Here is a 24,556-nt window from a genome sequence, read left to right as displayed (position 1 = left end):
AATTAGCGGCATTCAACTTGATGCCACTGACTAGGATTCAAACTCGGTCACAGTTGGCGGCGCTCGGCTTTCCGGCCAAAGAAAAGACTCCAGCGATTCAAGCTGAACGTCTCCGCGGGTGAAGCGAAGAAATAATCCTGCTTCAAAATATTCGGTATTTCCCGCTTCGTTCAGATAAGGTTTCGCAGAACTGACTTGCCAGCATACAGGACATTCCGCACATAACGGACAGTCCTCCTCCGCTGGGAGTTGCTCGTTTAAGAGCTCATCTGCACTTACATATTCCACACCATTGCCAGTACAGATTTCCAGCATTGTGGCATCATGGGACGGCAATGCGACGCTATGTGTAAGGGGTGCAAACAGGTTCAGGAATATCGCCAGAACGGTCACGAAGATCGCAGCGCGTGCGCGCAATCCTTTCCTGGCCGACAAACTACGCGAGTTTAAGCCATTTATTTCCTGATTTCCGTTCATAGGCGGAAATTAGTCCACCGTCCCATCATCGGCAAGCGAAAAGGCGGGGTGAGACGCCAAATCATAACACTAGCGCTCTGCCGGTAATGTTGTGTAATATCCAGCGTATAAACGGTTATATTGTTGCTTTTATCTACGTGAGAATGATTGACTACAAACAATTGTCCGAATAGATTGGCAACAAAATGAGCAAATAAATTCCTTGGTCTGGGTAATATGGGGCAGTCTAACAGGATATGAGCGTATTTCTCGCAAAACGATTCATCACTTTGCTTGCGACCTTGATAGGTGCATCAATTGTGATCTTTACCGTTATGGAGATCCTTCCCGGTGATCCTGCATTAGTGATTCTGGGTGTAGATGCAACAGAAAGCTCAGTTGCGGCACTTACAAAGGAACTCGGATTGGATCGCCCGCCGCTTGAGCGATATTTCGATTGGATCGGCGGCCTGCTTCAAGGTGAACTGGGCAACAGTTACGCTTATAAAGTACCGGTGTCAGAATTGGTCCAGGGCGCACTGCAGATTACGGTCCCACTGGCAATTCTCTCCATGATTTTAAGCGTCACCATCGCTTTGGTAATCGGATTATATGCCGCGGCCAATCACAACAAGGCAAGCGATGTGACATTGATGGGCGTCAGCCAGCTCGGCATATCTGTTCCTAATTTCTGGCTTGCTGTCCTGCTTATTCTGTATTTTGCGGTGAACCTGAAATGGTTTCCCCCGGGAGGTTTCCCCGGATGGGATCAGGGTTTTTGGAAATGCATTAACGCCCTGATTTTGCCTGCAGTTGCCTTGGCAACAGTGCAAGGAGCAATCCTTGCCCGTATTACGCGCTCTTCAGTTTTGGAAGTATTTCGCGAAGATTTTGTCCGCACCGCCCGGGCGAAAGGGTTAAGCCAGCGAGCCACACTTTGGTTACACGTGCTTAGAAATGCGATGATCCCGGTAATCACGGTGATGGGACTGCAATTTGCAAACCTTCTGGCAGGTACCGTTGTTGTTGAAAATGTTTTCTATCTGCCGGGTTTAGGCTCAACAGTCCTCAAGGCCATTAATAACCGAGACACAATCGTAGTTGAGAATGTCGTGCTTATGCTCGCTGCTATGGTTGTGATCACAAATTTTGTGGTGGATATTTTATATGCCGTCATTGATCCACGCCTGAAAGCGCATGACATATGAGTAGTTCATCTTCCCAGTCATTTATTGGTCGTTGCCTCAACAGCCGAAGCTTTCTGGTCGGCGGCGTCATTACCCTGTTTCTTCTCACCTGTGCGGCGGTCTCACTTTTCTGGACACCGGGAACCATCGACATTTCCATTAAAACCCGCTTTCTGCCTCCATCGGCGGATCATTGGTTTGGAACGGACCAATTTGGCCGCGATGTTGTCTCAATGTTGATGACAGGAACGCAGAACTCCATAACTGTCGGCGTGGTTGCCGTCTCCATTGGCTTGTTTGCGGGTGTTGCTCTGGGTCTGCTGGCATCTGCCCAACGTGGGTGGACAGAAGAGCTGATCATGCGCATGAGTGATTTCTCATTTGCGTTTCCAGCAATCCTCTCTGCCATCATGATTACCGCCATTTTGGGGCCCGGTGGAGTCAATTCGATAATTGCAATTGGCATCTATAATGTCCCGGTATTCGCCCGCCTCACCCGTGGTTCGGCAAATGCTATTTGGGCACGCGAATATGTAATGGCTGCGCGTGCGTCAGGTAAAAACAAATTCAGGATCACTATTGAGCATGTGTTACCCAATATTCTGTCTATCCTGATTGTGCAGGCCACCATCCAGTTTGCCATCGCGATACTCGCTGAAGCGGCCCTTTCCTATCTGGGGCTTGGCACTCAACCCCCACATCCATCCTGGGGCCGCATGCTCAATGAAGCACAAACCCTGATGTTCCTGCAGCCTATGCAAGCAGTTTATCCGGGTGCGGCAATTGCTCTGGCTGTATTCGGCTTGAATTTGCTGGGTGACGGTCTTCGCGATGTCCTTGATCCTCGCCTGAGCAGGAAGCGCTAAAATGAGTTTGCTTAACGTAAATGACCTTACCGTCACCTTGAAAACCGCCAATGGTCCTGCCCGCGCAGTCCGAAATCTGAGCTTTGACCTGAACAAAGGTGAAACCTCGGGATTGTGGGTGAGAGTGGCTGCGGTAAATCCATGACTGCACTGGCCTTGATGGGATTGCTGCCGGAAAACGCTTCTACCACAGGTAGCGTAAATCTTGACGGTGAAAATCTTCTTCAAAAATCAGAAGCTGAAATGTGCCGTGTCCGCGGCAATAAAATGGCGATGATATTTCAGGAACCCATGACGTCCCTCAACCCTGTTCATACAGTTGGCCGGCAGATCATGGAACCGCTTAGGCTGCACAAAGGTCTGTCGAAATCCAGTGCGATGCAGGAAGCTATCAGATTGCTGGACAGGGTCGGTATTCCTAACCCGGCTGAACGGGTCAGCAATTACCCACACCAGCTTTCCGGCGGCCAGCGCCAACGCGTAATGATCGCACTGGCTCTCTCCTGCTCTCCTGATGTGTTGATTGCGGATGAGCCAACTACCGCGCTTGATGTTACCATTCAGGATCAGATCTTGGAGCTAATTCAAACGCTGGTGCAAGAAGAAGGCATGTCGCTTGTTCTCATTTCCCATGACTTGGGAGTGATTGCAGAAAACACGGACAATGTCATTGTAATGTATGGCGGAACCGTCGTTGAAAGTGGGAAAACTGATCATATTTTTGATCAACTGACGCATCCCTACACTCAAGGCCTTTTTGCAGCGATGCCAAAAGTCGGGATGGGGCGTGGGAAACGGCTTACGACAATTCCTGGCACCGTTCCAGACTTGATCAACCTGCCAAGTGGTTGCACATTCACTGACCGATGCCCACTTGCGAGCGATATCTGCGCGGGCAACATTCCTCCCGTAAATCAAATGGAAGGCTCTCATCTGGTGACCTGTCATCACCTGCAACAGGCTGTAAGTGCGAGAAGTAAGGGGCTGTATGAATGAGTAAAACCGTACTGAAAGTCACTGATCTGGTTCGGCATTACCCACTCCCCAAAGAAAGTCTTTTCGCCAAACCTCGATATGTCTATGCCCTTAATGGTGTCAGCTTCGAAATAAAAGAGGGGAAAAGCTTTGGCATCGTTGGTGAGAGTGGCTGCGGCAAATCTACACTTGCCAGAAATGTCATGGCGTTGGAGCCCACGGATTCTGGCTCTGTTATCATACAGGGAGAAGAAGTCGTCTGTAAAAGCTTTAGCGAACTTCGCCCGCTCCGCCAGCATTTTCAAATGGTGTTTCAAGACCCATACGGGTCCTTGGACCCCCACCATACAGTTGGAAGGATTGTCGCTGAACCCTTGGCGGCCCTTGGAAAAATCAGTACGGAAGAAAAAAACAACCGCGTCAAAGAAGTACTGCAGTCTGTCGGGCTAAAATCAACTGACACGGAAAAGTATCCACATGAATTTTCTGGCGGACAACGTCAACGCATCGCAATAGCACGTGCATTGATCACTCGCCCATCTCTTATTGTCGCTGATGAGCCAGTATCTGCACTGGATGTATCAGTTCAGGCACAAGTTCTGAATCTGCTAAAGGACCTGCAGGACAGCTTCGGTGTTACGTACATGTTTATCAGCCATGATCTGGCAGTGGTTGAGTATTTATGCGATGAAGTGGCTGTCATGTATTTGGGCTCTATCGTCGAAAAAGGGCGAACAGAAGACCTCTTTAAGTCTCCCGCACACCCTTACACGAAAGTCCTGCTGGACGCGGTTCCAAAACCCGCTTCGGGCCGGAAAAGAGAACGCATTCGCCTCAAAGGGACAGTAACCGGGCAAACTGAACAGAGAATTGGCTGCTCGTTTCAGGATCGCTGTCCCATGGCACAAGACCGCTGCCGGCGCGAAACACCTTCCCTTAAAAAGGTTGGGCCGGAACATTTGGCAGCCTGTCACTTTTCACAAGAGCTTATGAAAGAGGCAACCGCCTAATCGCTCTGTTTTTCCTCAAAATTCAGTGCCGCCGAGTTTAGACAATACCGAAGGCCTGTGGGGGCTGGCCCGTCTGGAAATACGTGGCCCAAATGGGCATCGCACTTGTTGCAAATGACTTCGGTCCGGCGCATGAAAAAAGAACGATCTTCCACTTCTCCAACCATTTCAGGGTTCAGCGGTTCATAGAAACTCGGCCATCCTGTCCCGGAGTCAAATTTTGCCTCTGATGAGAATAAAGGTTCGTCACAGCAGATACAGCGATAGACCCCGCTGCGTTTGTTGCCATCATAAGCACCCGTAAACGCTCTTTCCGTGCCTTTTTTACGTGTAATTTTATACTGCTCCGGCGTTAATAGGGCTTTCCATTCAGCATCCGACTTCACGATTTTTTCCACCTGCAATTTCTCCCATGATATGGACTGTTAACCATTACATATGGTGCAACTGTAAACTGTCAAAAATATTTCACAATACTTGACGGAACTACGTAATTAAACGAAGATTACACCATAGACTGGAAGGGTATATGAGCGACATTGTTCAATTAAGCGCGCATTTAAATACACAAACAGGCCGGAGCATTAATTCACCGGCGACACCCGCTCCAATTTTTTTCAACAGAACCGAATTAAGTCTGATCTTGCAGGTTTATGGCCAGATGGTTGCAAAATCTGAATGGCGTGACTATGCGATTGGGCAGACGAAACACAATTGCAGCTTTGCTGTCTTTCACAGAACAACTGAAAAACCCCTCTACCGTATCTACAAAGAACCTCGTCTTGCCAATAAACAGGGGGTCTATGCCATATTCGGGCAAAATGGCAGAATTTTAAAGCGCGGTCACGACCTGAAACAAGTGCTTCGGGTATTTGATAAAAAGCGGTTTCAGACTGTAGACTGAGCCGCAGCCAACCAGGATTTGTCCAGCGGAACAGTCTTTCTGAAATTCACGCGAGCTTGCAGAAGGCCGATTGCCTCCTGCGTCTGACCAGCTCGCAGCAAACTGGTAATCCAAATCTGCTCGAAGAGATCTCTTTGGGCGTGACTGCCGCCAACTTTCTGCAAATGCGCACGGGCAGGACCTAACAAGTCCACTACGCGATTATAATTCGCATTGGCAAAGGCCACGAACGCTTGTGCTGCCGGGTAGGCAACATCACGCCAAACAGTCCTTGTTAATTTGGGCGCCCGAACCTGCATTGCGTCCATTCCCTGCAATAAATGTTCAAGCTCTTCGTGTTTTTCGCCGCGCGCCAGTGCAAATGCATATTGCATATCCAGAAATGGCTGATCATTTATCAATGTCCGGGCGGACACAAATTCTGCCAGTTCCTGCCACCGGTTTCCAACATCCACTCCTGCTATTTCCAGTCGCCACAGTAATGAAATCGCGTTGATCTGATCTTCGCTATAGGTTTTGTCACGGGTCCAAACACGCTCGTCATATAGCTTCAAAGCGCTCTGGAAATCTTCTCCTTCAAGATAAAACAGCGCCAAATGCCACCAGTTATGAGTATACATGAAAGAGTTACACCCCTCCCACTCATCGCTATGCTCCATCATCCATGAAATGCCGTCATCCAACCGCCCTTGCGTTAGCATGACATGAGCAGCAGCGTGATGTGCCCATGGCTCCCTTCTTTTAAGGGATGTAGCATGCCGCGCGGCCTCTTCTGCTTCTTCCAGATATGACATCTGTTCAAGACCAAAAGCCCGCATACCATGCGCATAAGCTGTATCTTGATGCTCGCCAATAACCTGATCGGCGAGCCACAACATGCCTTCATCATCTCCCAGATTAAAACACAGTGTCTGACCGATTTTCACCGACAGTAAATCTCGTGGAAACTCAACCGCCAAACGCTTATGGCATTTAATTGCCTTTTCCAGATCCCCGCAATTGGACGCCCAGAGTGCCTCAATCAAAATCTGCTCGCGCGTGCTAGCCACCGGAGCGTTCTTCAATGCCCGTTGAAAATATCGCTCCGCAATCTCAAGCCTATCCGGCGTTTCCATAAACAGGCCCAACAAACCGGCCAAAGAGGCCGCCAGGGCACAGGATGGATCTTCATCCGAGGCTTCAAAAATCACACCGAAATCGGTGCCAAAGCCGATCAGACTCTCGGTGAACCGGTTTATTCCCTCTATAGTCTTTGGGTTCTGCGCTGTAACCAGGTTACCATACAGATCTTCCATCAGCTAAGCCTCGTTAATCAAATCAAGCGGATAAATCGGCCGGCGAACATTTTGATATTCCAGCAAATTGTTATCGGACGTAGTGACACCCTTCCCATCCAGAGTGAGCGTATGCTTTGCGAGCTTGGCAAATCCCGCCCGATAGTGAATTCGACTCTTAAGAACAATATACTTTTTGAACTCAGGCTGTATACCTACGGATGTAAATACTCCCTGATCCCAAGGTTCATGGTGGTTGGATACGACAACAATCTCCATTTTACCAGTATCAAGAACAGCCGTTGGCCCCATAAACACCTTAACTCCCGTGTACATAGGGCCGTGAACGGTCCACTCCCCATTGGTCAGAACTTTCACGGTTCCCGTAATTTCAAGGGGCTCACCTTTTTCTCCGATGGATGGCATATCCGTCTTGCCGCCAAGATTAATGGTGACGGTGCTACCAACTCCGGCTTTCTGCATTTGCGTAACAGCCTCTGGGTCCCAAACCGCACCGACAGCAACATCTTCAAGGCCCTGACGATGAATTTCGGCAATAACTGTCATAACATCCTGCGTCGCGCCGGACCCGCAGTTATCTGCATGATCAAGCAAAATCACTGGCCCTTCCGTCAAAGCCTTTGCCTCAGCTACTTTCTCCGCAAGCGGTGCGTGCTTGTATATGAAATCTTCGCGGCGCTCCCAAGCGGCAGCCAGAATTCGATCGCGAACAGCATCAGCCTTTGCCTGATCCCCATCTGCAACAACAATCACCGAATTACCGGCCTGCTTGATATCGGCAAGCGCAAACCCGCCAAATGCTGTTGCCGCGATAATCCCCTCTTCCGCTTCCGCCTCCCGGCAAAGCCGAACCAGTGTCGCCATGGCTCATCATCCGTTCCCTGACATAGGGTCTGGCTCAACAACGGTACATTTCCCCAGGACATCACCGGTTTGATTTTACCTTCCATACTATCAAGCAAGGCCTGACCAATTTGCATCCCAACTTCGTACATATCCACATGAGGGTATGTCTTGTAACCGATTAATGTTGTGCAATTCTGCATCATTTTATCGGTTAGGTTACAGTGCAAATCCAATGTCACAGCAATAGGTAGGTCGGGATCAATCTCGCGGATGCGCTCAAGTAAAGTGCCTTCTCCGTCCGGTGTGACCTCCGATACCATGGCCCCGTGCAAATCCAGCATTGCCGCATCTACACCACCACGAACTTCATCCAAAATTGCATTACACAGCACTTCATAGGCTTCCTTGGTCACTGGCCCTGAAGGCATAGCCTCTGCGGCAACCGGTGTCACGATTTCAGCATTAATGGACTTGGCGAGCTCAATATAGGCCCCCATTGGCATTGCTGTACCTTCGTAGGCTGCACGTGCATTGTCACCAAAATGAATTCCCCAATCCTCAAATCGTTTCAAATCCGCCGGTATCGGTGAAAATGTATTGGTTTCGTGTTTCATCATGGCGATTAGAATACGCATGGATACTAACTTCCCTGGCTAGAAATAATGTTTGCTTTCCAACTATTCTAACAGGATCCCGCGAACAGCCAAGTAAAAACAAATCGTCAGGAGCGCATAAAAAAACCCGGCACAAGGCCGGGTTTTCTTGAAGAATATAGTCGCGTTCTATTCGCGATTACCCAGCAGGCTTAACAGCATCATGAACAGGTTCAGGAAGTTAAGGTACAGGGATACAGCACCCATAATCGCACCTTTTTCCAGAATTTCACCATCATGACCATGGTAGTATTCTGATTTGATACGCTGGGTATCAAACGCTGTCAGTCCTGTGAAGATCAGCACGCCCAGAATTGACACAACAAAATGCAGCATGCTGGATCCAAGGAAAATGTTCACGACAGACGCGATAACAATTCCGATCAAGCCCATGAACAGGAATGAACCCATTGATGTTAGATCACGCTTTGTTGTGTACCCAAACAGGCTCGCTGCACCAAAGGTAGCCGCCGTGATGAAGAAGACCCTCACAACGCTTTCAGCAGTATAGACCTGAAAGATATAGGAAATGGAAACACCAAACGTTGTGACCATCACCCAGTAAAGAACTTTGGAAGTGCTTGCACTCGCTTTAGCCATAAAAAAGAGAATGGCGAGAGGAGCCAGCATCACAACCCATTGTAATGGTGTTCCAAACACAGCGTTGAAAAGCGTTTCGTTGGATGCTGTAAAAGCTGCCGCAGCACCACTTAACGCCAGACCTGACGCCATGTAGTTATAGACTTTCAGCATATGAGAGCGCAGGCCCTCATCCAAAGCGGCCTGGTCAACAGTCCGTGTTGTGGCTGAATTAAGCCGTGAAAAATCAGTAGCCATATTTCCCTTCCCAAATAAAGGCAATTAAACTTAACGAGTATATTGGAATGATTATACTGTTTTTCAAGAGAGACTACAACTATTCGGAACGCAAAACAGGTGCCGGTTTTTCACCCAGCGCTTTCCAGGATCCAAACAACCCGAAAAGTATCGTGATGCTGACACTAACCGCGATCGTCCCCAAGACAGTAAAAGGCAGGTTAATCCAGTTTGCCTCCAAAACATCCGTAATAACGATATAGGCAGCGAGCCACCCTGTTCCAGCCGCAATCAAGGACGTTACAAATCCCAACAGAGCATATTCCAGAATGAAAATTCTAAATATGTCCTTGCGGGTTGCTCCCAGAACTTTAAGCACAACACTGTCATAGACGCGTTTGCGGTGCCCTGCGGCAAATGCACCGGCCAACACAAGAATACCTGAAATCAGTGTAACGGACGCGGTTGCAGTCACGGCCGATGATAACTGTTCGAGTATTTTTGACACTGTTTGCAGTGCTTCTTTCATCCGAACAACTGAGATATTGGGAAAAGAACTTGTCACAGTTCTAAAAAGATCCCGCTCAGAGCTATCTTCTGCTTTTGCTGTGGCCAAATGACTGTGCGGGGCCGCAGCAAGTGTATGATGATCAAACACAATGACAAAATTTATGGCAAGCGTGCTCCAGTCAATTTTCCGAAGGCTGGCAATTGTCGCAGTAATTTCCCGGCCCATGACATTGATCGTCATTGTGTCACCAACACCAATGCCCATGCCCAGCGCAGCATCTTCAGATAAGCTGATCAACGGTGGTCCGGAATAATCCTCTGGCCACCATTGCCCATCCACTATTGTCGCATTTACGGGAATTTCACGTGAGTAAGTCAGCCCGCGATCTCCGCGAAGGACCCATTTCACATCACTGGAAATTTTAACTTCCGATGCGGGCACACCATTTACAGACACCACCCGCCCCCGCAAGTTGGAACATGATTAATATCGGAGACGCCATCAATTGACGACGTAACGCTCTTGAATTCTGCTAATTGGTCATTCTGAATATCAATAAAGAAAAAAGCCGGTGCATTTTCAGGCAATTGATCCTGCACTTGTTCCCTCAAATTGCCTTCAATCAGCGCGACCGTTACAAACAAGGTCAGTCCCAGCCCCATGGACAGCACCACACTGGCTGTCGCTGCGCCGGGTCGGTGTAAATTGGCGACCGCCAGCCTCAATATCGGCATGCGGCTTCGCGGTGCCCGTTTTGCTACCGCTTGCACAGCAACCCCAACAAGGTAAAGGACAGCAAAAACAACCAGCGCCGCCAGAACAAATGCAACAGCAAAGAATTTTTCGTTAAATGTCCCAATGGCCAATCCAATGAGCAGAATAAACGAAAGAGCTGTCATGAATTGAAAAAAAGGCTTTGGCCATTTCTTCTGTCCGGCAAAATCTCTGAACAGAGCAGCTGCAGAAGTCTCTCTTGCTCTGGCCAGCGGCCAGATTGCAAACAGGGTCGCAGTCAGCAGACCAAAAGCCACGGCCAGCAAAATCGGAGCCACCTGCAATGTCACCACCGCAGGAACCGGTAGCGCCTGAGCTAAAAATTGTGACGCGACATACGCGCCTCCAACCCCCAGAACAACACCAATTGTCGATCCGACCAACGCCAGTACGAGCACCTGAAAATAATGAATTCTAAAAATAAAGCCGCTACTGGCTCCTAGGCATTTAAGCGTCGCAATTGTTTCGGTTTTCCCATCCAGATAGGAACGCACTGCATTACCGACACCAACCCCTCCAACCACAAGGGCCGTTAGCCCTACCAGGGTCAAAAACATAGCCACCCGATCAACAAATCTCTTTATACGGTGCGCCATTATTTGAATCTGTAATACGCCATCCTGCATCAGTCTGTTCCGCCGCTGCCAGCTCACGAAAATCCTCAATCGACAGGTCTTCTTTCAGTTTAACTCGGTAATGATATTTCAAAAGGCTACCCGGTTGGATCAGGCCTGTATCCTTCATCGCCGCGTCTGATATGATAACCCTCGGCCCCAATGCCATTCCCTGACTGGCTTTGTCTGGCTCTCTTTCAATCACACCTGAAATATAAAAACGTTGATCACCAATGATCAGATCAGCACCAATATCCAAGCCAAGCCGATCAAGGAGCAACTGCTCAACCAATGCACCATGAGCAAGCTGATCATAGCGCAAAAACTCGTTTGGTGAGCCTATATGCACCCCTTCTGCAGACCGGATTGTCAGGTTTCCATACAGCGGATAAGCATCATCAACTGATTTGAGTTCACCCAACAAACGCATATCAACCGCAGGTGCGTGAACCATTGCCCTCATAACAATTAATGAACTCACCGTTCCCTGCTGCTCAAGCCAGTTCAGCTGCTCGTCCGTCGCTGGCCGTGCGGTCAACCGGACATCAATGTCAGCCCCCAGAATGACTTTACCATTAGCCCGCAAGCCCTCATTTATCGAGCTCGCAAGCGTTCCAACACCAGCAATGGCCGCAACTCCCAAAATCAGGCAGGCAACGAAAATACGAAACCCTTTCAGCCCACCGCGCAACTCACGAAAAGCGTATCTTGCCGATAGCCCTAAATTCTCTGCTGCTGGAGTTTTCAAGGGGTTACCTCTTCCAGATTACGCGTTTTGTTTGGAACGTTAATATCCACGATCTGACCATCTTCTATGCGCACAGTCCGATCGCACTTGCTCGCAAGGCTTTCATCATGCGTAATCAGCACCATTGTCGTATTATGACTATCGTGCAGCTCGAACATTTTCTGAATGATCACATCACCTGTCGAGCCATCCAGATTTCCGGTCGGCTCGTCAGCTAACAGAATTCGTGGCTCACTAATTACAGCCCGCGCAAGCGCAACGCGCTGCTGCTCACCACCAGATAACTGGGTTGGATAATGTCCCTCTCTTCCCGACAACCCAACCTCTGTCAATTTCTGGCGCGCGATGTCAAATGCGTCCTGATGGCCGGCAAGCTCCAGTGGAATAGCTACATTTTCAAGCGCCGTCATCGTAGGAACAAGGTGAAACGATTGAAAAACAATACCAATGTTATCCCTTCGAAACCGCGCAAGCTCATCTTCGTTAAGGGGATTAAAATCGGTTCCGCAAACATTCACAGTGCCCTCAGTGGGCGTTTCAAGCCCACCAATTATTGACATTAAAGTTGATTTCCCAGACCCTGAGGGACCGACTATACCAACCGTTTCACCTTCTTGAATTTGCAGGTTTATACCACGCAGGATATTGACAGGGCCTGCATCAGACATAAGTGTGAGATGGATATTTTTGAGGGAAATAATTTCGGGCGAGGTCACAGCGATCCTATGCATTTGATAAATCGTTTTATGGCATATGGCAAATCTGCCAGAAAATTCAACTTTTCTGTGAGTGTTTGCCTCATATTTTTTATAGTCACTTATCCAGCCTATGCCAATTCAGACACCAAAAGAATACTTGCATTCGGTGACAGCCTGACCGCGGGATACGGATTATCCCAACAGGACGCCTTCCCTGTGCAATTGCAGGCCGCACTTAACAAAAAGGGATTTGATGTCACAATCGAAAATGCTGGTGTTTCCGGTGACACCTCTACAGGGGGCCTTCAGCGGCTCGATTGGGCTTTGTCAGGTAATCCTCACGCGGTCATTCTGGAATTGGGTGCCAATGATGCCCTGCGCGGCATTGAACCTTCTGTGACCCGAAAAAATATGGAAGCCATCATCACAAAAATACAAGCGAAAAACATTCCCGTTTTTCTGACAGGCATGAAAGCTCCACCAAATATGGGAAATAAATATCAGGAGGAATTTGACTCCATTTTCCCGGATCTTGCTAACAAATATGATATTGCTCTCTATCCTTTCTTTTTGGAAGGGGTTGCAGCCGTTGAAGACCTCAATCAGGAAGACGCAATTCACCCGAACAAGGACGGGGTTGCGGTAATTGTGCAGAACATGCTTCCCAGCCTCATCAAATTTCTGCAACAGAACAAAATATAAAATACAGGGGCGCAAGCCTGTAACACATCAAGGAAAATATAAATGAAATACAGAAAACTGGGCAAAACTGACATAGATGTCAGTGTGATCTGCTTGGGTACCATGACATGGGGTGAGCAAAATACTGAAAAAGAAGCTCACCAACAGCTGGACTTTGCGCTTGATAGAGGTGTCAATTTTATCGACACAGCGGAGATGTATCCGGTTCCACCAAAGAAAGAAACCGCAGGACGTACAGAGCAATATATCGGATCATGGCTCAGCAATCGGCAAAACCGTGAAAAGGTTACTCTAGCCACAAAGGCCGTGGGCAAATCAGATAATGATTTCTATCGGGGCGGTGAAATTTCCCGCCTGCACGCTCGGCACCTGAAAGCCGCTGTTGATGACAGTCTGAAGCGCCTTCAAACCGACTATATTGACTTGTATCAACTTCATTGGCCGGAACGTTCAACAAATTACTTTGGCCGCCTTGGTTACGAACATGTGGAAGAAGAAGATGCGGTTGAGATCCTTGAAACATTGCAGGCCTTGGATGAGATCGTAAAAAGCGGCAAAATTCGACATGTGGGGCTGTCGAATGAAAGTGCATGGGGCACAATGCGTTTTCTCCACCTGTCCGAAATGCACAATCTTCCACGAATGGTATCAGTTCAAAACCCCTACAGCTTGCTAAACAGATCCTATGAAGTGGGCCTCGCAGAAGTCTCCATTAGAGAAGAATGTGGACTGCTTGCCTATTCTCCTTTGGCAATGGGCGTTCTGAGCGGAAAGTACCTTGGCGGACAAATGCCAGAAGGATCACGCCTTTCTCTTTTCACCCGATTTAAGAGATATTCCACAGACATTGCCATGGAATTGACGGGAAAATACGTTGCGCTCGCGCGTGAGCATGGCTTGGATCCCGCTCAAATGGCGCTCGCCTATGTCAACTCAAGACGGTTTGTAACCTCTAATATCATTGGTGCAACAAATCTGGCACAGTTGGAGACTAACATCGACAGTATTGACATTGAACTGTCAGAGGACATCCTTAAGTCTATAGATGAAATTCACAATTTGCACCCGTACCCCTGTCCGTAAGGAGTAAGTATCATGAGGCTATTTGTTGCGATCGATCTTCCCGAAGATTTCAAGCAGCAAATAGCTGCATTGCAATCTGGCATCCCTGATGCCTATTGGTCCAAACCGGAAAATGCTCACATAACTCTCAATTTTCTGGGGGAGATAAACCAGGCTGATATGCTGGATATCGGTCTCGCCCTGGGTAAAATTAAAGCACCCTCATTCTCGTTTTCTCTGGATAGTGTCGGGATCTTTGGAAATTCGAAGCGTCCTCGAATTCTCTGGGCTGGTATTCGCTCAACGCCTGAACTGGTGGCGTTACAGCAAAAAACGACCAATGTCTTAAGTCGGTGCGGGATCAAACTGGAAGAGCGACGCTTTCGCCCACATGTGACACTTGCGCGTATTCACAATTCTCCATACGAAAGGGTCAGGTCGTATTTGACCGACCATGCGCTTTTCAAAAGCCGATCTGTTCAGAGCACTTGCTTCACGCTTTATTCAAGTCGGCTTGGGCATGGCGGCCCTCATTATGAGGAAGAATTTACCTTTGACCTTGAAGCCACTCATGTGGCTGCCGACTTGCAGGAAAGCTAGAAGCCCAGATGTTCGCGCCACCAGGTGGGAAGCGCAAAAGAGGCTTTATGCAGTTCCGGATTATAATGACGCCCAATATGCGAGGATACAGGTTGAGAATAATCATGACCATCCTTGCTATAAAGGAAAAAGCCAAACTCCGCTGCTGGATATAATTGTACGATTGAACGATAGCCGGACACATGGGGAAGCAGCTTTTTACCTTGCATGATGCTGACGAGATTCTGGTCCTTATCACCACAAAGTTCCTGCAAAAAATAGGCCCTCTTCTTCCCTACAAAAATGCTGTCACTATCGAGAACGACGCCTCTGTCGGTCAGGCAGTTTGAAAAATCTTCGCAAAACTCATAGGTAAATACGGAAGAAGACGGCCCAACAGGCTCACTAAGATCCAGAATAATCAGATCAAATTTATCCCCGCGATTTCGGGCGTCCTTCATGAATTTGGCTGCATCAGTAATCAGAAGTTCAGCTCTGGGATCATTATAATCCCCGTTTATTTCCAGATATTCCTTGGACAGCTCAACCACTCGCTCGTCGATTTCCACCATTTTCACTTGAGTGACGAAATCATGCTTCAACACTTCGCGCAGAATACCGCCGTCACCCCCGCCGACGATCAGGACGGAGACATCCGTCCAGTTTCGCCCCAATAACGGCACATGCACAGCCATTTCATGATACATAAACTCGTCCGCTTGTGACGCCTGCACCAGATCATCCAGCGTGAGGACTTTTCCAAATGTCTCATGCTCGTAAATTTCAATTTTTTGAAATGGGCTTTGTTCACTATGCAGCAAACGCATATCCAGCGCATGTGTAAAGGCAACCCCTTCGGTTTCCTCGTGCCACCAATTACGGCTCGCCTCACTGACTTTCATTATGCTCTGTCCTGTTATATCTGGTGTGTCTTGCGAATATGATCCAGTAACCCTTTAGCCGCCGGCTGCAAGAGTTTGTATACATGGTGGTAATCTTCAATACCTCCATAATAAGGATCGGGCACTTCCTCGCCTTTTTTTCCGGCAAAATCAAGCATCATTGCAAGCGTCCCGTCATAATCTTCAGGCGCCATCTTTTTCAAATTTTCAAAATTGCTGATATCCATCGCAATCACATACTCAAATCGGTCAAAATCACTCAAAGTGACTTGCCGTGAGCGCTGATTTGAAAGGTTATACCCATATTCGCGCCCAACTAACTGGGCTCTATCATCCGGCGGATTGCCTGCATGCCATCCTGCAGTGCCCGCACTATCAATCTCAATTGCATGCCCCAGATGATTTTCTTCGACCAAATGCCTGAAGACAGCTTCCGCAGCGGGTGAGCGACATATATTTCCAAGACAAACAAATAAAACTGATGGCATCATATATTCCATACATCGCGAAACAGACTATATTTCGACATATACACTTTCATATCGCAAATGGATAGAACCAGTGACCAAATTACAAGATCAGGAAATCGCCGAGGGTATAGAAAAACTATACGGTTGGAAAAAATCGGAAGCAAAAAATGCGATTTTTAAAAGGTTCAAATTCAAGGATTTCAATCAGGCATTTGCTTCATGACGCGTGCCGCCCTGCAAGCTGAAAAGATGGATCATCATCCGGAATGGATGAATATCTACAACACTGTCGATATCACTTTGACAACACACGATGCGGGCGGTGTGACCCAAAAAGATATTAAACTGGCAACCTTCCTAAACGAGATTGCCAGCTAATCTTTTCCATGGAGCCTTATTTGGGTGCCATGCGAATTGCACCATCAAGGCGAATGACCTCTCCGTTCAGCATCTGGTTTTCGCAGATATGCCTTGCCAGCGCCGCATATTCAGACGGCTCTCCCAAACGGCTCGGGAATGGAACAGAAGCCCCCAGACTATCCTGAACTTCCTGTGGCAGCCCCATCAAGAGCGGCGTTTTAAACAAGCCGGGTGCAATCGTCATGACGCGGACACCAACACTTGCCAGATCCCGCGCGATTGGAAGCGTCATACCAACTATGCCGCCCTTAGAAGCCGCATAGGCTGCTTGCCCGATTTGACCATCATACGCAGCCACAGACGCAGTATTTATGCATACACCGCGCTCACCGCTGTCCATAGGCTCCAACTCCATCATTGCTTGCGAAGCGCGGCGGATACAATTGAAGGTACCGATTAAATTGACGTTGATTACCTGTTCAAATTTATCAAGTGGATGCATACCGCGGCTGGAAGCTGTCTTGGCTGCAGGACCAATGCCGGCGCAATTGACCAGAACTCTTGCAACGCCCTGTTTTTCAGTCGCTGCGGCAAATGCAGCCTCAACTGATGCATCATCTGCAACATTCACCGCAAAAGCGGCACCACCGATTTCTTCAGCAACCGACTGTGCCAGCTCTTCGTTCATATCAAAGATAGCAACTTTTGCACCCGCTGCAGCCAGCTCTCTTGCCGTCGCCGCCCCAAGACCTGACGCACCACCGGTAACAATGGCCGATTTTCCACTTAAATCCATAGAGACTCTCCAATTCAGTCTTTGTTCTTATACGTGTGTTTCCTTCTAAATACACACAGGCCCGACAAAAGAAAAGTATCGGAAGTTGCAAATCACTGAAAATGCCCTCATATAAATCAGATGACTAATGATGAAGATGATATTTCGGCATTTGATCCCGATAAAATGCAGCGTGATAAAAAGCTGGTAATGCGGGAATTTGCCCAAAAGCTGCGCAGCAACATCGGCAAAATACCGTTTGCTGAGGATGTCACTGCAGCTTTTTATTGCGCAATGGACACCAAAAGCCCCCTTTTTGTTAAAGCTGTCCTATTCAGCGCTCTCGCTTATTTTATCATGCCTGCCGATGTCATTCCCGACGTCATCGCAGGTTTGGGCTTCACTGACGATGCCAGCGTACTTATGGCTGCCATCTCCACCGTCAAAAAGCATGTCACCAAAGAACATACTGAAAAGGCTAAAAAATTCCTCAATCAGGAAATTAATAATCAATAACCTCGAACTTAACTTATTTCTAATTTTCGAGTTGTTCAGTATAGTCTGTAAAAATTACAAACCACTAACACAGGCAGGGAGAAAATCATGGACACGAAAGCTGCTGTAGCGTTCAAGGCCGGGGCCCCACTTCAAATTGAAACCGTGCAACTTGAAGGTCCAAAAGCTGGTGAAGTTCTTGTAGAAATCAAGGCTACTGGCATTTGTCACACTGATGAATTCACTAGATCCGGAGATGATCCGGAAGGCCTTTTTCCTGCTATTCTCGGCCACGAGGGAGCGGGTGTTGTTGTGGAGGTGGGTGCAGGGGTAACTTCTGTCAAAGCGGGAGAACATGTTATTCCTCTTTACACGCCGGAGTGCCGTCAATGCAGTTACTGCACGTCTGGCCGCACAAATCTTTGTCAGGCTATTCGAGAAACCCAGGGACAGGGCGTAATGCCAGATGGCAGTTCACGATTTTCCCTAAATGGGACACCCATATTCCATTACATGGGGTGCTCAACCTTTTCAAATTACACCGTATTGCCGGAAATTGCGGTTGCAAAAATTCGAAAAGACGCCCCATTTGACAAGGTTTGTTACATTGGCTGCGGCGTTACAACAGGTGTGGGTGCTGTCATTAATACTGCAAAGGTTCGCCCCGGGGATAACGTGATTGTTTTTGGCCTCGGCGGTATTGGCCTGAACGTTATCCAAGGTGCCCGTCTGGTCGGTGCCAATAAAATTGTTGGTGTTGATATAAATCCTGCGAGGAGAGAGCTGGCAACAAAATTTGGCATGACAGATTTTGTCAATCCGGCGGAACTGGATGGCGATCTGGTGCCCTATCTGGTCGACCTTACCGACGGAGGTGCTGATCATTCATTCGAATGTATCGGAAATACAACGACCATGCGTCAGGCCCTTGAATGTTGTCACAAAGGCTGGGGTGAAAGTACAATTATCGGTGTTGCAGGCGCCGGGCAGGAAATTTCCACCCGCCCGTTTCAACTTGTAACCGGCCGCGTATGGCGGGGCACAGCGTTTGGAGGAGCCAAAGGCAGGACAGATGTGCCCAAAATTGTAGACTGGTACATGGATGGGAAAATCAATATTGACGACCTGATCACACATACCATGCCGCTTGAAGACATCAACGAAGGTTTCGATCTTATGCATCAAGGCGAGAGCATTCGATCAGTTGTCCTCTTTGACTAACTTTCCGGTGAATAATGACTCTAGAAACGATCAGCGAACAGAAAGCGTTTGGCGGCCTGCAAGGTGTATATAAACATGCATCCAAGTCTACAGGTTGCCAAATGGAGTTTAGCCTTTTTATGCCAAGCAGGAGCAAAGCACACCCTGTTCCGGTTCTGTATTACCTATCTGGTCTTACCTGTACGCAAGAGAATGCAACGACGAAAGCAGGCTTTCAAAGAATTGCTGAGCAACTGAACATTGCAGTCGTCTGTCCTGATACCAGTCCCCGCGGCCTTGGATATGAAGGAGAAGACGATAGCTATGATTTCGGAACTGGTGCCGGATTTTATCTGGATGCAGTTCAGGAACCTTGGTCTTCAGGGTATCAGATGTACACTTATTGCACAGAAGAGTTACCTGCTGTAATTGACAGTCATTTCAACGTAGATATTGCGAACGCAGCCATTACAGGTCACTCAATGGGGGGACATGGCGCACTGACCATTGCTTTGAAAAACCCTGACAAATATAAGTCTGTGTCCGCTTTCGCCCCCATAGTTGCGCCAACACAGGTACCATGGGGCATAAATGCACTTGAAAAATATCTGGGTCCAGACACAGAAAACTGGCGCACCTATGATGCGACGGAACTGGTCAATAACGGACATAAGTTCAATGGTGAAATCCTCATTGACCAAGGCGATGCTGATCCGTTTTATCAGGAACAATTAAAGCCTGAATTATTTGTTCAAGCCTGCAAAGAACAGGGCCAGAAAATCAATCTTCGAATTCAGGAAGGTTATGATCACAGTTACTACCTGATGGCAACCTTCATTGAAGACCATCTACGTCACCATGCCAGTTACCTATACACGTAATCAACTCTCTACAGGTGCCTTTTCAGCCAACTTACGGGCCTTGATCCGAGCCTCCCTGTTCAGGATATAAAGGCTTGAAGACACAATAATCAAAGCCCCAACAACCATCATCAAGGTCGGGACCTCTGCAAATAGGAGATAAGCAAATATTCCTGAAAAAATGAGCCTCGTGTAATCAAAGGGCGTCACTGCCGTTGCTTCTCCAACCTTTAACGCCCGGATCATACAAAAATTTCCCCCTGCCCCCACAAGTGAAGCGCCAAGTAACACGAGTATGTCTTCCAAGGTGGGTTCAAGCCACACAAAACCAGCTGGCACAGCCGTTATCAATGTGCCGAACAAGCCAAAGTAAAACATGATGGTCACGGGGTCTTCTGTCGTTGTCAGCTTTTTAAGCAAGACAGATACGAGCGCAACCATAAATGCGCTAAACAAGCCCACAGCAGAGGCAAATCCAACTTCCGCATTTGCCTGCAACATTATAATAACCCCAACAAATCCGATGAAAGTCGCTGACCATCTGCGCCACCTGACAATTTCACCAAGGAACAAAACGGCAAGAATGATCAAAAACAGGGGTCTTGTAAAAGACAGGGCAACTGCATCTGCAAGAGGCATGTGCGTAATCGCATAATACGCTGATAGCATTGCGGTGACACCAACAAATGTACGCAGTAGATGCAGCTTCAATCGCGCTGTTCGGACGGTCAGAATTCCCTTGTACAAAACAAAGGGCAAGATCGCCACCAAGCCAAAAAAAGCACGGAAAAAGCCAATCTGAAAACTATCCAAATGGGCACCAACATATTTCACGCCCAATCCCATTATGGAAAATAACAGGCTTCCAATAAGCATCCAGATTGCCCCTCGAACATTTGCGGGCAATTCCGTAAGCTGCATCTGAAATCTGCTAATTCGAGCGCTGGCCGGTATGATCATGCCTCCATCCTGAATGTCGGGCTTTTAAGCTTTTATATCGGGAACGGGTTTTTGATCGCTGTTCTTTGCCTCTCGCATCGCAATGTATACGGAAGAGGCAAAAATCACCGCCGCACCTACCCAGACATAGATGTCAGGTTCCTGAGCAAAGAAGATAAAGCCGATGATGGCTGAAAAAATCAATCGGGAGAAATCGAATGGCATCACGTAGGTTGCATCTGCGATCGCATAAGCACGTGTGAAAAACAAATGCCCAAATGTTGCGCATAGCCCCATTGCAGCAACAACCACCAGCGCTTCCAGTGAAGGCATCTCCCAAACATACATTGCTGGTAAGAACGACATGGGCAAAATGATGATCTGCGCCCAAGCCACCATTGCAGGCGTACTTTCTGTGCGGGACAACATTTTCACACATGTAATTGAGCAGGCCATTGTAGCAGCAGCGAGCAGAGCAAGATACGTTCCCGTGCTTGGTTCAATCGCACCGGGGCGCAAAATGATCATGGCTCCTAAAAAACCGACAATGATTGCAACCCACCGCCGAAGGCGAACAACCTCACGCAATACAAATATTGCCAGAACGGTTCCGAAAATTGGCGCGGTAAAATTCAAGGCCACAGCTTCGGCAAGTGGAATTGTCGTAACGGCCCAAAACCATGCCAGCATGGAAATAAAACCAAACAACCCCCGAACAAAATACAAGCCCGGCCGCTGGGTTTTCATGGCACTGGTCCCATTTTTCAAGAACCACGGAATAAGGACAATCAGTCCGGCCAGATTTCTAAGGAACACAATTTCAAAAACATGCATTCCGCTATCGGCCAGATACTTGATCAATCCACCAAGACCGGCAAGAAACAGGCAGCCAATGACCATCAAAATTGCCGCCTGAAAGGCCGCCGGTGCATCGCTAAATAAGTTTGAAGATAATCGTAAGGAACTCATTCGATCATATTAATACGCAAGCTAACAATCTAAAAGAGATAAGTTTGCAACGCAGCCCTGCATTTCTGGTAACGCACGAAAAAAGGCCGCAAAAAGCGGCCTTTTCTGCATAAAATTTCTGAACCAATTATTCGACGATGGTTGCTTCGGTTTTTTGTTTTACTTCGTCCAGTGTTACTTCCGGCGCCAGTTCAACAACCTTTAGGCCGCCTTCAACCACATCAAACACACCAAGGTTTGAGATCACGCGATCGACAACCCCTTTACCAGTTAATGGCAAGCTGCACTCTTTCAACAACTTGGTCTCACCGGCTTTATTCGTATGATCCATAATAATCACAACCCGCTTAACGCCAGCGACAAGGTCCATAGCGCCGCCCATTCCTTTGACAAGCTTACCGGGAATCATCCAATTGGCGAGGTCACCAGTTTCAGACACCTCCATCGCACCCAATATAGATAAAGCAATGTGCCCGCCGCGGATCATCGCGAAGCTGTCAGCGGAATTAAAATAACTGGTCCGGTCCAATTCCGTAATTGTCTGCTTACCAGCATTAATCAAGTCAGCATCAATTTCATCTTCCGTTGGAAATGGGCCCATGCCAAGCATTCCATTTTCGGACTGCAATGTGACATCGACACCTTCTGGAATGTAATTCGAGACCAGTGTTGGAATACCGATCCCCAAATTCACATATGTTCCATCTTCAAGTTCCTGAGCTGCCCGAGCAGCCATCTGATTACGATCCCAAGGCATATCTCTTCTCCTCTCAGGCTGTGCGAATGGTGCGCTGTTCAATACGTTTTTCGTGCTGCCCTTTGAGCAGACGCTGAACATACACGCTCGGGGTATGAATGTTATCCGGATCGAGTGACCCAAGAGGGACAATTTCTTCGACTTCTGCGACGGTTACTTTGCCACATGTAGCAGCGAGAGGATTAAAATTACGGGAAGTTTTACGATAGACCAGATTGCCATGTTCATCCCCCTTCCAGGCTTTCACAATGGCAAGATCAGCAACAATGCCCCGCTCCATAATATAGGTTTCACCGTCGAAATCCTTGTGCTCTTTTCCTTCAGCAACAAGTGTACCGACGCCGGTTTTTGTATAAAACCCTGGAATTCCAGCACCACCGGCGCGCATTCTTTCCGCCAAGGTTCCTTGTGGATTAAACTCGAGCTCCAACTCTCCTGACAGGTATTGCCGCATAAATTCGGCATTTTCACCCACATAAGAAGAAACCATCTTCTTCACCTGCTTGGTCTGCAGAAGAAGCCCCAATCCAAAATCATCTACACCTGCGTTATTTGAATAGATTGTCAAATCTTTCACACCAGAATCCCTAATTGCCGAAATCAGGTTTTCCGGAATGCCACACAAGCCAAAACCACCAGCGGCAATTGTCATTCCATCGAATAACAATCCCTCCAGCGCGCTTGAGGCATCACTAAATCTCTTGTTTGCCATAAATGATTACTCCCTACCTTGCCTGTCTGAATGGGGTTTAACCGGTCTTTGTCATTCTTGTGATTGAATGCCTCAAAACCGGATTGCGCCCAAATTTCGCGCAGATCATAGCCAATAGATTACCCCAAGGGAAACCTCTTTTTTCGCACCTGCAAAAAAGCAATATAATACTAATCAGTCTGGCTGGAATTTAACCAAAGAATGTTCCATGAGTTAAGCAACTTGAAAAAAGGCGCAAAATACCCTCTAAAATTTTGCCAACTCATTCCCATTTCCTGTTGGATGTCTCGCAAGTTTCGCTGCCCATCAATCAAGCCCGCCATTTGTGCGCTTTTTTCTGGCAATTCAAAGGATATTTGTTCGCCGTCAAACGCAATTTCAAATGTTTTGCGACCTTTAAACGCCTTTGCCAAAGCGTCAGGTGGATTGCCTTCTTTTAATATTGGGATCATCTCAGGTGCGAGTTTGGCTACGGCCCTACCACTTCCCTGTCTGGACACATATGCCAAATGAATTTTCTGGGTCCCGCTGAGATTTTCGGCCAGCGCAGCCTGTTCCTCCAACGACAAATTTCTGGCTCGCTGAATAAGATCCCTGTCTTTTAAGTAGGTAGCCGGATCATATTTTACGGGCTCGATAAACTGGACCAACTCCAGATTTGCAGATCTCACAAAACTGATGAATTGGGGAACCGTGTAACTTCGGTCCCTTGGATGAAGCAGCAAGTCAAAAAATGCGGCATCCTCGCCAAGTTTATGGTCACCAACAAACGGATTTCGCACCAGCCAATTGGTAGACGGGAGCTGCGCCACCATTTTTTTCGCTAGCGCCACCTGTTTTTTGCGCGGCTCATTTCCGACAAGTAATTTCAGTGCATCCTGTACATGATAAACACCAGTTCGGCCGAGAGTTGCGTAAACCATCAACCCCATCCCGCCGTCCTGCTCAAGAACAGCTTCAAGTGCAGCCAGTCCTTCTTCTGGATCATCCAGGTGATGTAAAACTCCGCAGCAATCTATGTAATCGAATTTACCGAGCCCCATGTCAGGAAGGTCCAACAAAGAGGCCGTATGAAATTCGATATTTTCGAGCCCTCTGATTTTCGCTCGTTTCTCAGCAACTGCTCGGCTTGCTTTGGATAAATCGACATAAGTAACTGTGCCGCCATCTCCCGCATCACTGAGTTGCTGAGCGAGCATTATGGCAGCATCCCCGGTCCCTCCGCCAGCGACCAAAGCCCTGAAAGGTTTCGAGAAGTCTCTCTTACCTCCATAGAGGTAATGATTGATCTCTGGCAGATTGCTAGGACTGCCCGTAATCAGGCGATGCCGTTCATCCTCGGGATCGCGAGGGGGATAGGGATAGTCCTCATACTGTTCCTTAACAGCTTTATCGCGTCCCTCTCTCCCCTTCGCCACAGA

Annotated in this window: 26 protein-coding genes and 3 pseudogenes; 12 read left to right on the top strand and 17 right to left on the bottom strand. The window is 48.0% G+C overall.

What is annotated here, in order from left to right; all coding sequences use genetic code 11:
• Nucleotides 1–30: 30 nt before the first annotated feature.
• Nucleotides 31–477 carry a hypothetical protein gene (locus tag JCM23214_RS16875; RefSeq protein WP_025899972.1) on the bottom strand — a complete coding sequence of 149 codons (447 nt, stop codon included), beginning with the start codon at nt 475–477 and terminating at the stop codon, nt 31–33.
• Nucleotides 478–713: 236 nt separating this feature from the next.
• Here JCM23214_RS16875 and JCM23214_RS16870 point away from each other — a divergent pair, with 236 nt between their 5' ends.
• From JCM23214_RS16870 to JCM23214_RS16855, 4 genes and pseudogenes are all read left to right on the top strand, one after another.
• Entirely contained in the window at nt 714–1,664 is a 951-nt protein-coding gene (locus tag JCM23214_RS16870; protein ID WP_025899971.1) for an ABC transporter permease, read from the top strand.
• Entirely contained in the window at nt 1,661–2,509 is an 849-nt protein-coding gene (locus JCM23214_RS16865) for an ABC transporter permease (protein WP_025899970.1), read from the top strand. Before JCM23214_RS16870 ends, JCM23214_RS16865 begins: the two co-directional genes overlap by 4 nt.
• Nucleotide 2,510: 1 nt before the next feature.
• Nucleotides 2,511–3,505: pseudogene (locus JCM23214_RS21510) on the top strand (ABC transporter ATP-binding protein).
• Nucleotides 3,502–4,494: an ABC transporter ATP-binding protein gene (locus JCM23214_RS16855; RefSeq protein ID WP_025899969.1), complete on the top strand. Its 993-nt coding sequence runs from the start codon at nt 3,502–3,504 to the stop codon at nt 4,492–4,494. Before JCM23214_RS21510 ends, JCM23214_RS16855 begins: the two are co-directional and overlap by 4 nt.
• Here the strand turns inward: JCM23214_RS16855 and msrB are convergent.
• Entirely contained in the window at nt 4,491–4,892 is a 402-nt protein-coding gene (gene msrB, locus JCM23214_RS16850) for a peptide-methionine (R)-S-oxide reductase MsrB (RefSeq protein WP_025899968.1), read from the bottom strand. The two genes, JCM23214_RS16855 and msrB, sit on opposite strands and share 4 nt — an antisense overlap.
• Before the next feature lie 131 nt (nt 4,893–5,023).
• On the opposite strand from msrB, the gene JCM23214_RS16845 reads away from it, so the two are divergent.
• Nucleotides 5,024–5,398 (top strand): DUF2794 domain-containing protein, encoded by a 375-nt coding sequence (locus JCM23214_RS16845; RefSeq protein ID WP_025899967.1) that lies wholly within the window; start codon nt 5,024–5,026, stop codon nt 5,396–5,398.
• On the opposite strand, the gene JCM23214_RS16840 is transcribed toward JCM23214_RS16845, so the two are convergent.
• From JCM23214_RS16840 to JCM23214_RS16820, 7 genes and pseudogenes are all read right to left on the bottom strand, one after another.
• Nucleotides 5,383–6,693 carry a tetratricopeptide repeat protein gene (locus tag JCM23214_RS16840; RefSeq protein ID WP_051548229.1) on the bottom strand — a complete coding sequence of 437 codons (1,311 nt, stop codon included), beginning with the start codon at nt 6,691–6,693 and terminating at the stop codon, nt 5,383–5,385. The genes JCM23214_RS16845 and JCM23214_RS16840 overlap by 16 nt on opposite strands.
• Before the next feature lie 3 nt (nt 6,694–6,696).
• Nucleotides 6,697–8,174: pseudogene (locus tag JCM23214_RS26855) on the bottom strand (M81 family metallopeptidase).
• 147 nt (nt 8,175–8,321) lie between these two features.
• A complete protein-coding gene (locus JCM23214_RS16830; RefSeq protein WP_025899965.1) occupies nt 8,322–9,029 on the bottom strand; it encodes a Bax inhibitor-1/YccA family protein in 708 nt (235 codons plus the stop codon).
• A gap of 79 nt (nt 9,030–9,108) precedes the next feature.
• The gene (locus tag JCM23214_RS24975; protein WP_051548228.1) at nt 9,109–9,975 is read right to left on the bottom strand and encodes an ABC transporter permease; all 867 of its coding nucleotides are present in this window, start codon (nt 9,973–9,975) and stop codon (nt 9,109–9,111) included.
• Nucleotides 9,966–10,850: an ABC transporter permease gene (locus tag JCM23214_RS24970; protein ID WP_199899693.1), complete on the bottom strand. Its 885-nt coding sequence runs from the start codon at nt 10,848–10,850 to the stop codon at nt 9,966–9,968. Before JCM23214_RS24970 ends, JCM23214_RS24975 begins: the two co-directional genes overlap by 10 nt.
• A 10-nt stretch (nt 10,851–10,860) precedes the next feature.
• Nucleotides 10,861–11,655, bottom strand: coding sequence for an ABC transporter permease (locus tag JCM23214_RS24965; RefSeq protein ID WP_051548226.1), 795 nt, complete (start codon nt 11,653–11,655; stop codon nt 10,861–10,863).
• Entirely contained in the window at nt 11,652–12,386 is a 735-nt protein-coding gene (locus tag JCM23214_RS16820) for an ABC transporter ATP-binding protein (RefSeq protein ID WP_025899964.1), read from the bottom strand. Before JCM23214_RS16820 ends, JCM23214_RS24965 begins: the two co-directional genes overlap by 4 nt.
• Between JCM23214_RS16820 and JCM23214_RS16815 the strand changes: the two genes are divergently transcribed.
• The 3 genes from JCM23214_RS16815 to thpR are packed head-to-tail and all read left to right on the top strand — an operon-like array spanning nt 12,381 to nt 14,717.
• On the top strand, nt 12,381–13,055 hold the full coding sequence (locus JCM23214_RS16815) for an arylesterase (protein WP_025899963.1): 675 nt from the start codon (nt 12,381–12,383) through the stop codon (nt 13,053–13,055). The genes JCM23214_RS16820 and JCM23214_RS16815 overlap by 6 nt on opposite strands.
• A 42-nt stretch (nt 13,056–13,097) precedes the next feature.
• Complete coding sequence (locus JCM23214_RS16810) at nt 13,098–14,138, top strand: NADP(H)-dependent aldo-keto reductase (protein WP_025899962.1); 1,041 nt, start codon at nt 13,098–13,100, stop codon at nt 14,136–14,138.
• Nucleotides 14,139–14,150: 12 nt separating this feature from the next.
• Nucleotides 14,151–14,717: an RNA 2',3'-cyclic phosphodiesterase gene (thpR, locus tag JCM23214_RS16805; protein ID WP_051548225.1), complete on the top strand. Its 567-nt coding sequence runs from the start codon at nt 14,151–14,153 to the stop codon at nt 14,715–14,717.
• Here thpR and JCM23214_RS16800 read toward each other — a convergent pair.
• Complete coding sequence (locus tag JCM23214_RS16800; protein WP_025899960.1) at nt 14,714–15,598, bottom strand: spermine/spermidine synthase domain-containing protein; 885 nt, start codon at nt 15,596–15,598, stop codon at nt 14,714–14,716. The two genes, thpR and JCM23214_RS16800, sit on opposite strands and share 4 nt — an antisense overlap.
• 14 nt (nt 15,599–15,612) lie before the next feature.
• Entirely contained in the window at nt 15,613–16,089 is a 477-nt protein-coding gene (locus JCM23214_RS16795) for a low molecular weight protein-tyrosine-phosphatase (RefSeq protein ID WP_199899692.1), read from the bottom strand.
• Nucleotides 16,090–16,159: 70 nt separating this feature from the next.
• On the opposite strand from JCM23214_RS16795, the pseudogene JCM23214_RS26850 reads away from it, so the two are divergent.
• Nucleotides 16,160–16,446, top strand: a pseudogene (locus JCM23214_RS26850) (4a-hydroxytetrahydrobiopterin dehydratase).
• Between the two features lie 16 nt (nt 16,447–16,462).
• Here the strand turns inward: JCM23214_RS26850 and JCM23214_RS16785 are convergent.
• Nucleotides 16,463–17,224, bottom strand: coding sequence for an SDR family NAD(P)-dependent oxidoreductase (locus tag JCM23214_RS16785; protein ID WP_025899958.1), 762 nt, complete (start codon nt 17,222–17,224; stop codon nt 16,463–16,465).
• A 120-nt stretch (nt 17,225–17,344) separates the two neighbouring features.
• Between JCM23214_RS16785 and JCM23214_RS16780 the strand changes: the two genes are divergently transcribed.
• From JCM23214_RS16780 to fghA, 3 genes are all read left to right on the top strand, one after another.
• Nucleotides 17,345–17,719, top strand: coding sequence for a YkvA family protein (locus JCM23214_RS16780; RefSeq protein ID WP_025899957.1), 375 nt, complete (start codon nt 17,345–17,347; stop codon nt 17,717–17,719).
• 87 nt (nt 17,720–17,806) lie between these two features.
• The gene (locus JCM23214_RS16775; protein ID WP_025899956.1) at nt 17,807–18,919 is read left to right on the top strand and encodes an S-(hydroxymethyl)glutathione dehydrogenase/class III alcohol dehydrogenase; all 1,113 of its coding nucleotides are present in this window, start codon (nt 17,807–17,809) and stop codon (nt 18,917–18,919) included.
• A 14-nt stretch (nt 18,920–18,933) separates the two neighbouring features.
• A complete protein-coding gene (fghA, locus tag JCM23214_RS16770) occupies nt 18,934–19,779 on the top strand; it encodes an S-formylglutathione hydrolase (RefSeq protein WP_025899955.1) in 846 nt (281 codons plus the stop codon).
• Here the strand turns inward: fghA and JCM23214_RS16765 are convergent, their stop codons facing one another.
• The 5 genes from JCM23214_RS16765 to JCM23214_RS16745 form a co-directional block, all read right to left on the bottom strand.
• The gene (locus JCM23214_RS16765; protein ID WP_025899954.1) at nt 19,780–20,718 is read right to left on the bottom strand and encodes a DMT family transporter; all 939 of its coding nucleotides are present in this window, start codon (nt 20,716–20,718) and stop codon (nt 19,780–19,782) included.
• A 24-nt stretch (nt 20,719–20,742) separates the two neighbouring features.
• Nucleotides 20,743–21,666 (bottom strand): DMT family transporter, encoded by a 924-nt coding sequence (locus tag JCM23214_RS16760; protein WP_084264909.1) that lies wholly within the window; start codon nt 21,664–21,666, stop codon nt 20,743–20,745.
• A gap of 127 nt (nt 21,667–21,793) precedes the next feature.
• Nucleotides 21,794–22,423, bottom strand: coding sequence for a CoA transferase subunit B (locus JCM23214_RS16755; RefSeq protein WP_025899952.1), 630 nt, complete (start codon nt 22,421–22,423; stop codon nt 21,794–21,796).
• Between the two features lie 13 nt (nt 22,424–22,436).
• On the bottom strand, nt 22,437–23,135 hold the full coding sequence (locus JCM23214_RS16750) for a CoA transferase subunit A (RefSeq protein ID WP_025899951.1): 699 nt from the start codon (nt 23,133–23,135) through the stop codon (nt 22,437–22,439).
• Nucleotides 23,136–23,305: 170 nt separating this feature from the next.
• Nucleotides 23,306–24,553, bottom strand: a complete 1,248-nt coding sequence (locus tag JCM23214_RS16745; protein WP_025899950.1) for a class I SAM-dependent methyltransferase — start codon at nt 24,551–24,553, stop codon at nt 23,306–23,308.
• Nucleotides 24,554–24,556 lie beyond the last annotated feature (3 nt).

This window comes from Sneathiella glossodoripedis JCM 23214 (genome assembly GCF_000616095.1).
Classification (GTDB): domain Bacteria; phylum Pseudomonadota; class Alphaproteobacteria; order Sneathiellales; family Sneathiellaceae; genus Sneathiella; species Sneathiella glossodoripedis.
This window is presented reverse-complemented; position numbering and strand designations above follow the sequence as displayed.

What these genes read in the sequence shown, in the direction of transcription:
- JCM23214_RS16870 (WP_025899971.1), top strand. Translation starts at nt 714, where the DNA reads ATGAGCGTATTTCTCGCAAAACGATTCATCACTTTGCTTGCGACCTTG.
- JCM23214_RS16815 (WP_025899963.1), top strand. Translation starts at nt 12,381, where the DNA reads ATGCATTTGATAAATCGTTTTATGGCATATGGCAAATCTGCCAGAAAA.
- JCM23214_RS16755 (WP_025899952.1), bottom strand. Translation starts at nt 22,423, where the DNA reads ATGCCTTGGGATCGTAATCAGATGGCTGCTCGGGCAGCTCAGGAACTT.
- JCM23214_RS16840 (WP_051548229.1), bottom strand. Translation starts at nt 6,693, where the DNA reads ATGGAAGATCTGTATGGTAACCTGGTTACAGCGCAGAACCCAAAGACT.
- JCM23214_RS16765 (WP_025899954.1), bottom strand. Translation starts at nt 20,718, where the DNA reads ATGATCATACCGGCCAGCGCTCGAATTAGCAGATTTCAGATGCAGCTT.
- JCM23214_RS16785 (WP_025899958.1), bottom strand. Translation starts at nt 17,224, where the DNA reads ATGGATTTAAGTGGAAAATCGGCCATTGTTACCGGTGGTGCGTCAGGT.
- JCM23214_RS24970 (WP_199899693.1), bottom strand. Translation starts at nt 10,850, where the DNA reads ATGTTTTTGACCCTGGTAGGGCTAACGGCCCTTGTGGTTGGAGGGGTT.
- JCM23214_RS16865 (WP_025899970.1), top strand. Translation starts at nt 1,661, where the DNA reads ATGAGTAGTTCATCTTCCCAGTCATTTATTGGTCGTTGCCTCAACAGC.
- JCM23214_RS16820 (WP_025899964.1), bottom strand. Translation starts at nt 12,386, where the DNA reads ATGCATAGGATCGCTGTGACCTCGCCCGAAATTATTTCCCTCAAAAAT.
- fghA (WP_025899955.1), top strand. Translation starts at nt 18,934, where the DNA reads ATGACTCTAGAAACGATCAGCGAACAGAAAGCGTTTGGCGGCCTGCAA.
- JCM23214_RS16750 (WP_025899951.1), bottom strand. Translation starts at nt 23,135, where the DNA reads ATGGCAAACAAGAGATTTAGTGATGCCTCAAGCGCGCTGGAGGGATTG.
- JCM23214_RS16810 (WP_025899962.1), top strand. Translation starts at nt 13,098, where the DNA reads ATGAAATACAGAAAACTGGGCAAAACTGACATAGATGTCAGTGTGATC.
- JCM23214_RS16800 (WP_025899960.1), bottom strand. Translation starts at nt 15,598, where the DNA reads ATGAAAGTCAGTGAGGCGAGCCGTAATTGGTGGCACGAGGAAACCGAA.
- JCM23214_RS16795 (WP_199899692.1), bottom strand. Translation starts at nt 16,089, where the DNA reads ATGATGCCATCAGTTTTATTTGTTTGTCTTGGAAATATATGTCGCTCA.
- JCM23214_RS16845 (WP_025899967.1), top strand. Translation starts at nt 5,024, where the DNA reads ATGAGCGACATTGTTCAATTAAGCGCGCATTTAAATACACAAACAGGC.
- thpR (WP_051548225.1), top strand. Translation starts at nt 14,151, where the DNA reads ATGAGGCTATTTGTTGCGATCGATCTTCCCGAAGATTTCAAGCAGCAA.
- JCM23214_RS16875 (WP_025899972.1), bottom strand. Translation starts at nt 477, where the DNA reads ATGAACGGAAATCAGGAAATAAATGGCTTAAACTCGCGTAGTTTGTCG.
- JCM23214_RS16760 (WP_084264909.1), bottom strand. Translation starts at nt 21,666, where the DNA reads ATGAGTTCCTTACGATTATCTTCAAACTTATTTAGCGATGCACCGGCG.
- JCM23214_RS16780 (WP_025899957.1), top strand. Translation starts at nt 17,345, where the DNA reads ATGACTAATGATGAAGATGATATTTCGGCATTTGATCCCGATAAAATG.
- JCM23214_RS16775 (WP_025899956.1), top strand. Translation starts at nt 17,807, where the DNA reads ATGGACACGAAAGCTGCTGTAGCGTTCAAGGCCGGGGCCCCACTTCAA.
- JCM23214_RS16830 (WP_025899965.1), bottom strand. Translation starts at nt 9,029, where the DNA reads ATGGCTACTGATTTTTCACGGCTTAATTCAGCCACAACACGGACTGTT.
- JCM23214_RS16855 (WP_025899969.1), top strand. Translation starts at nt 3,502, where the DNA reads ATGAGTAAAACCGTACTGAAAGTCACTGATCTGGTTCGGCATTACCCA.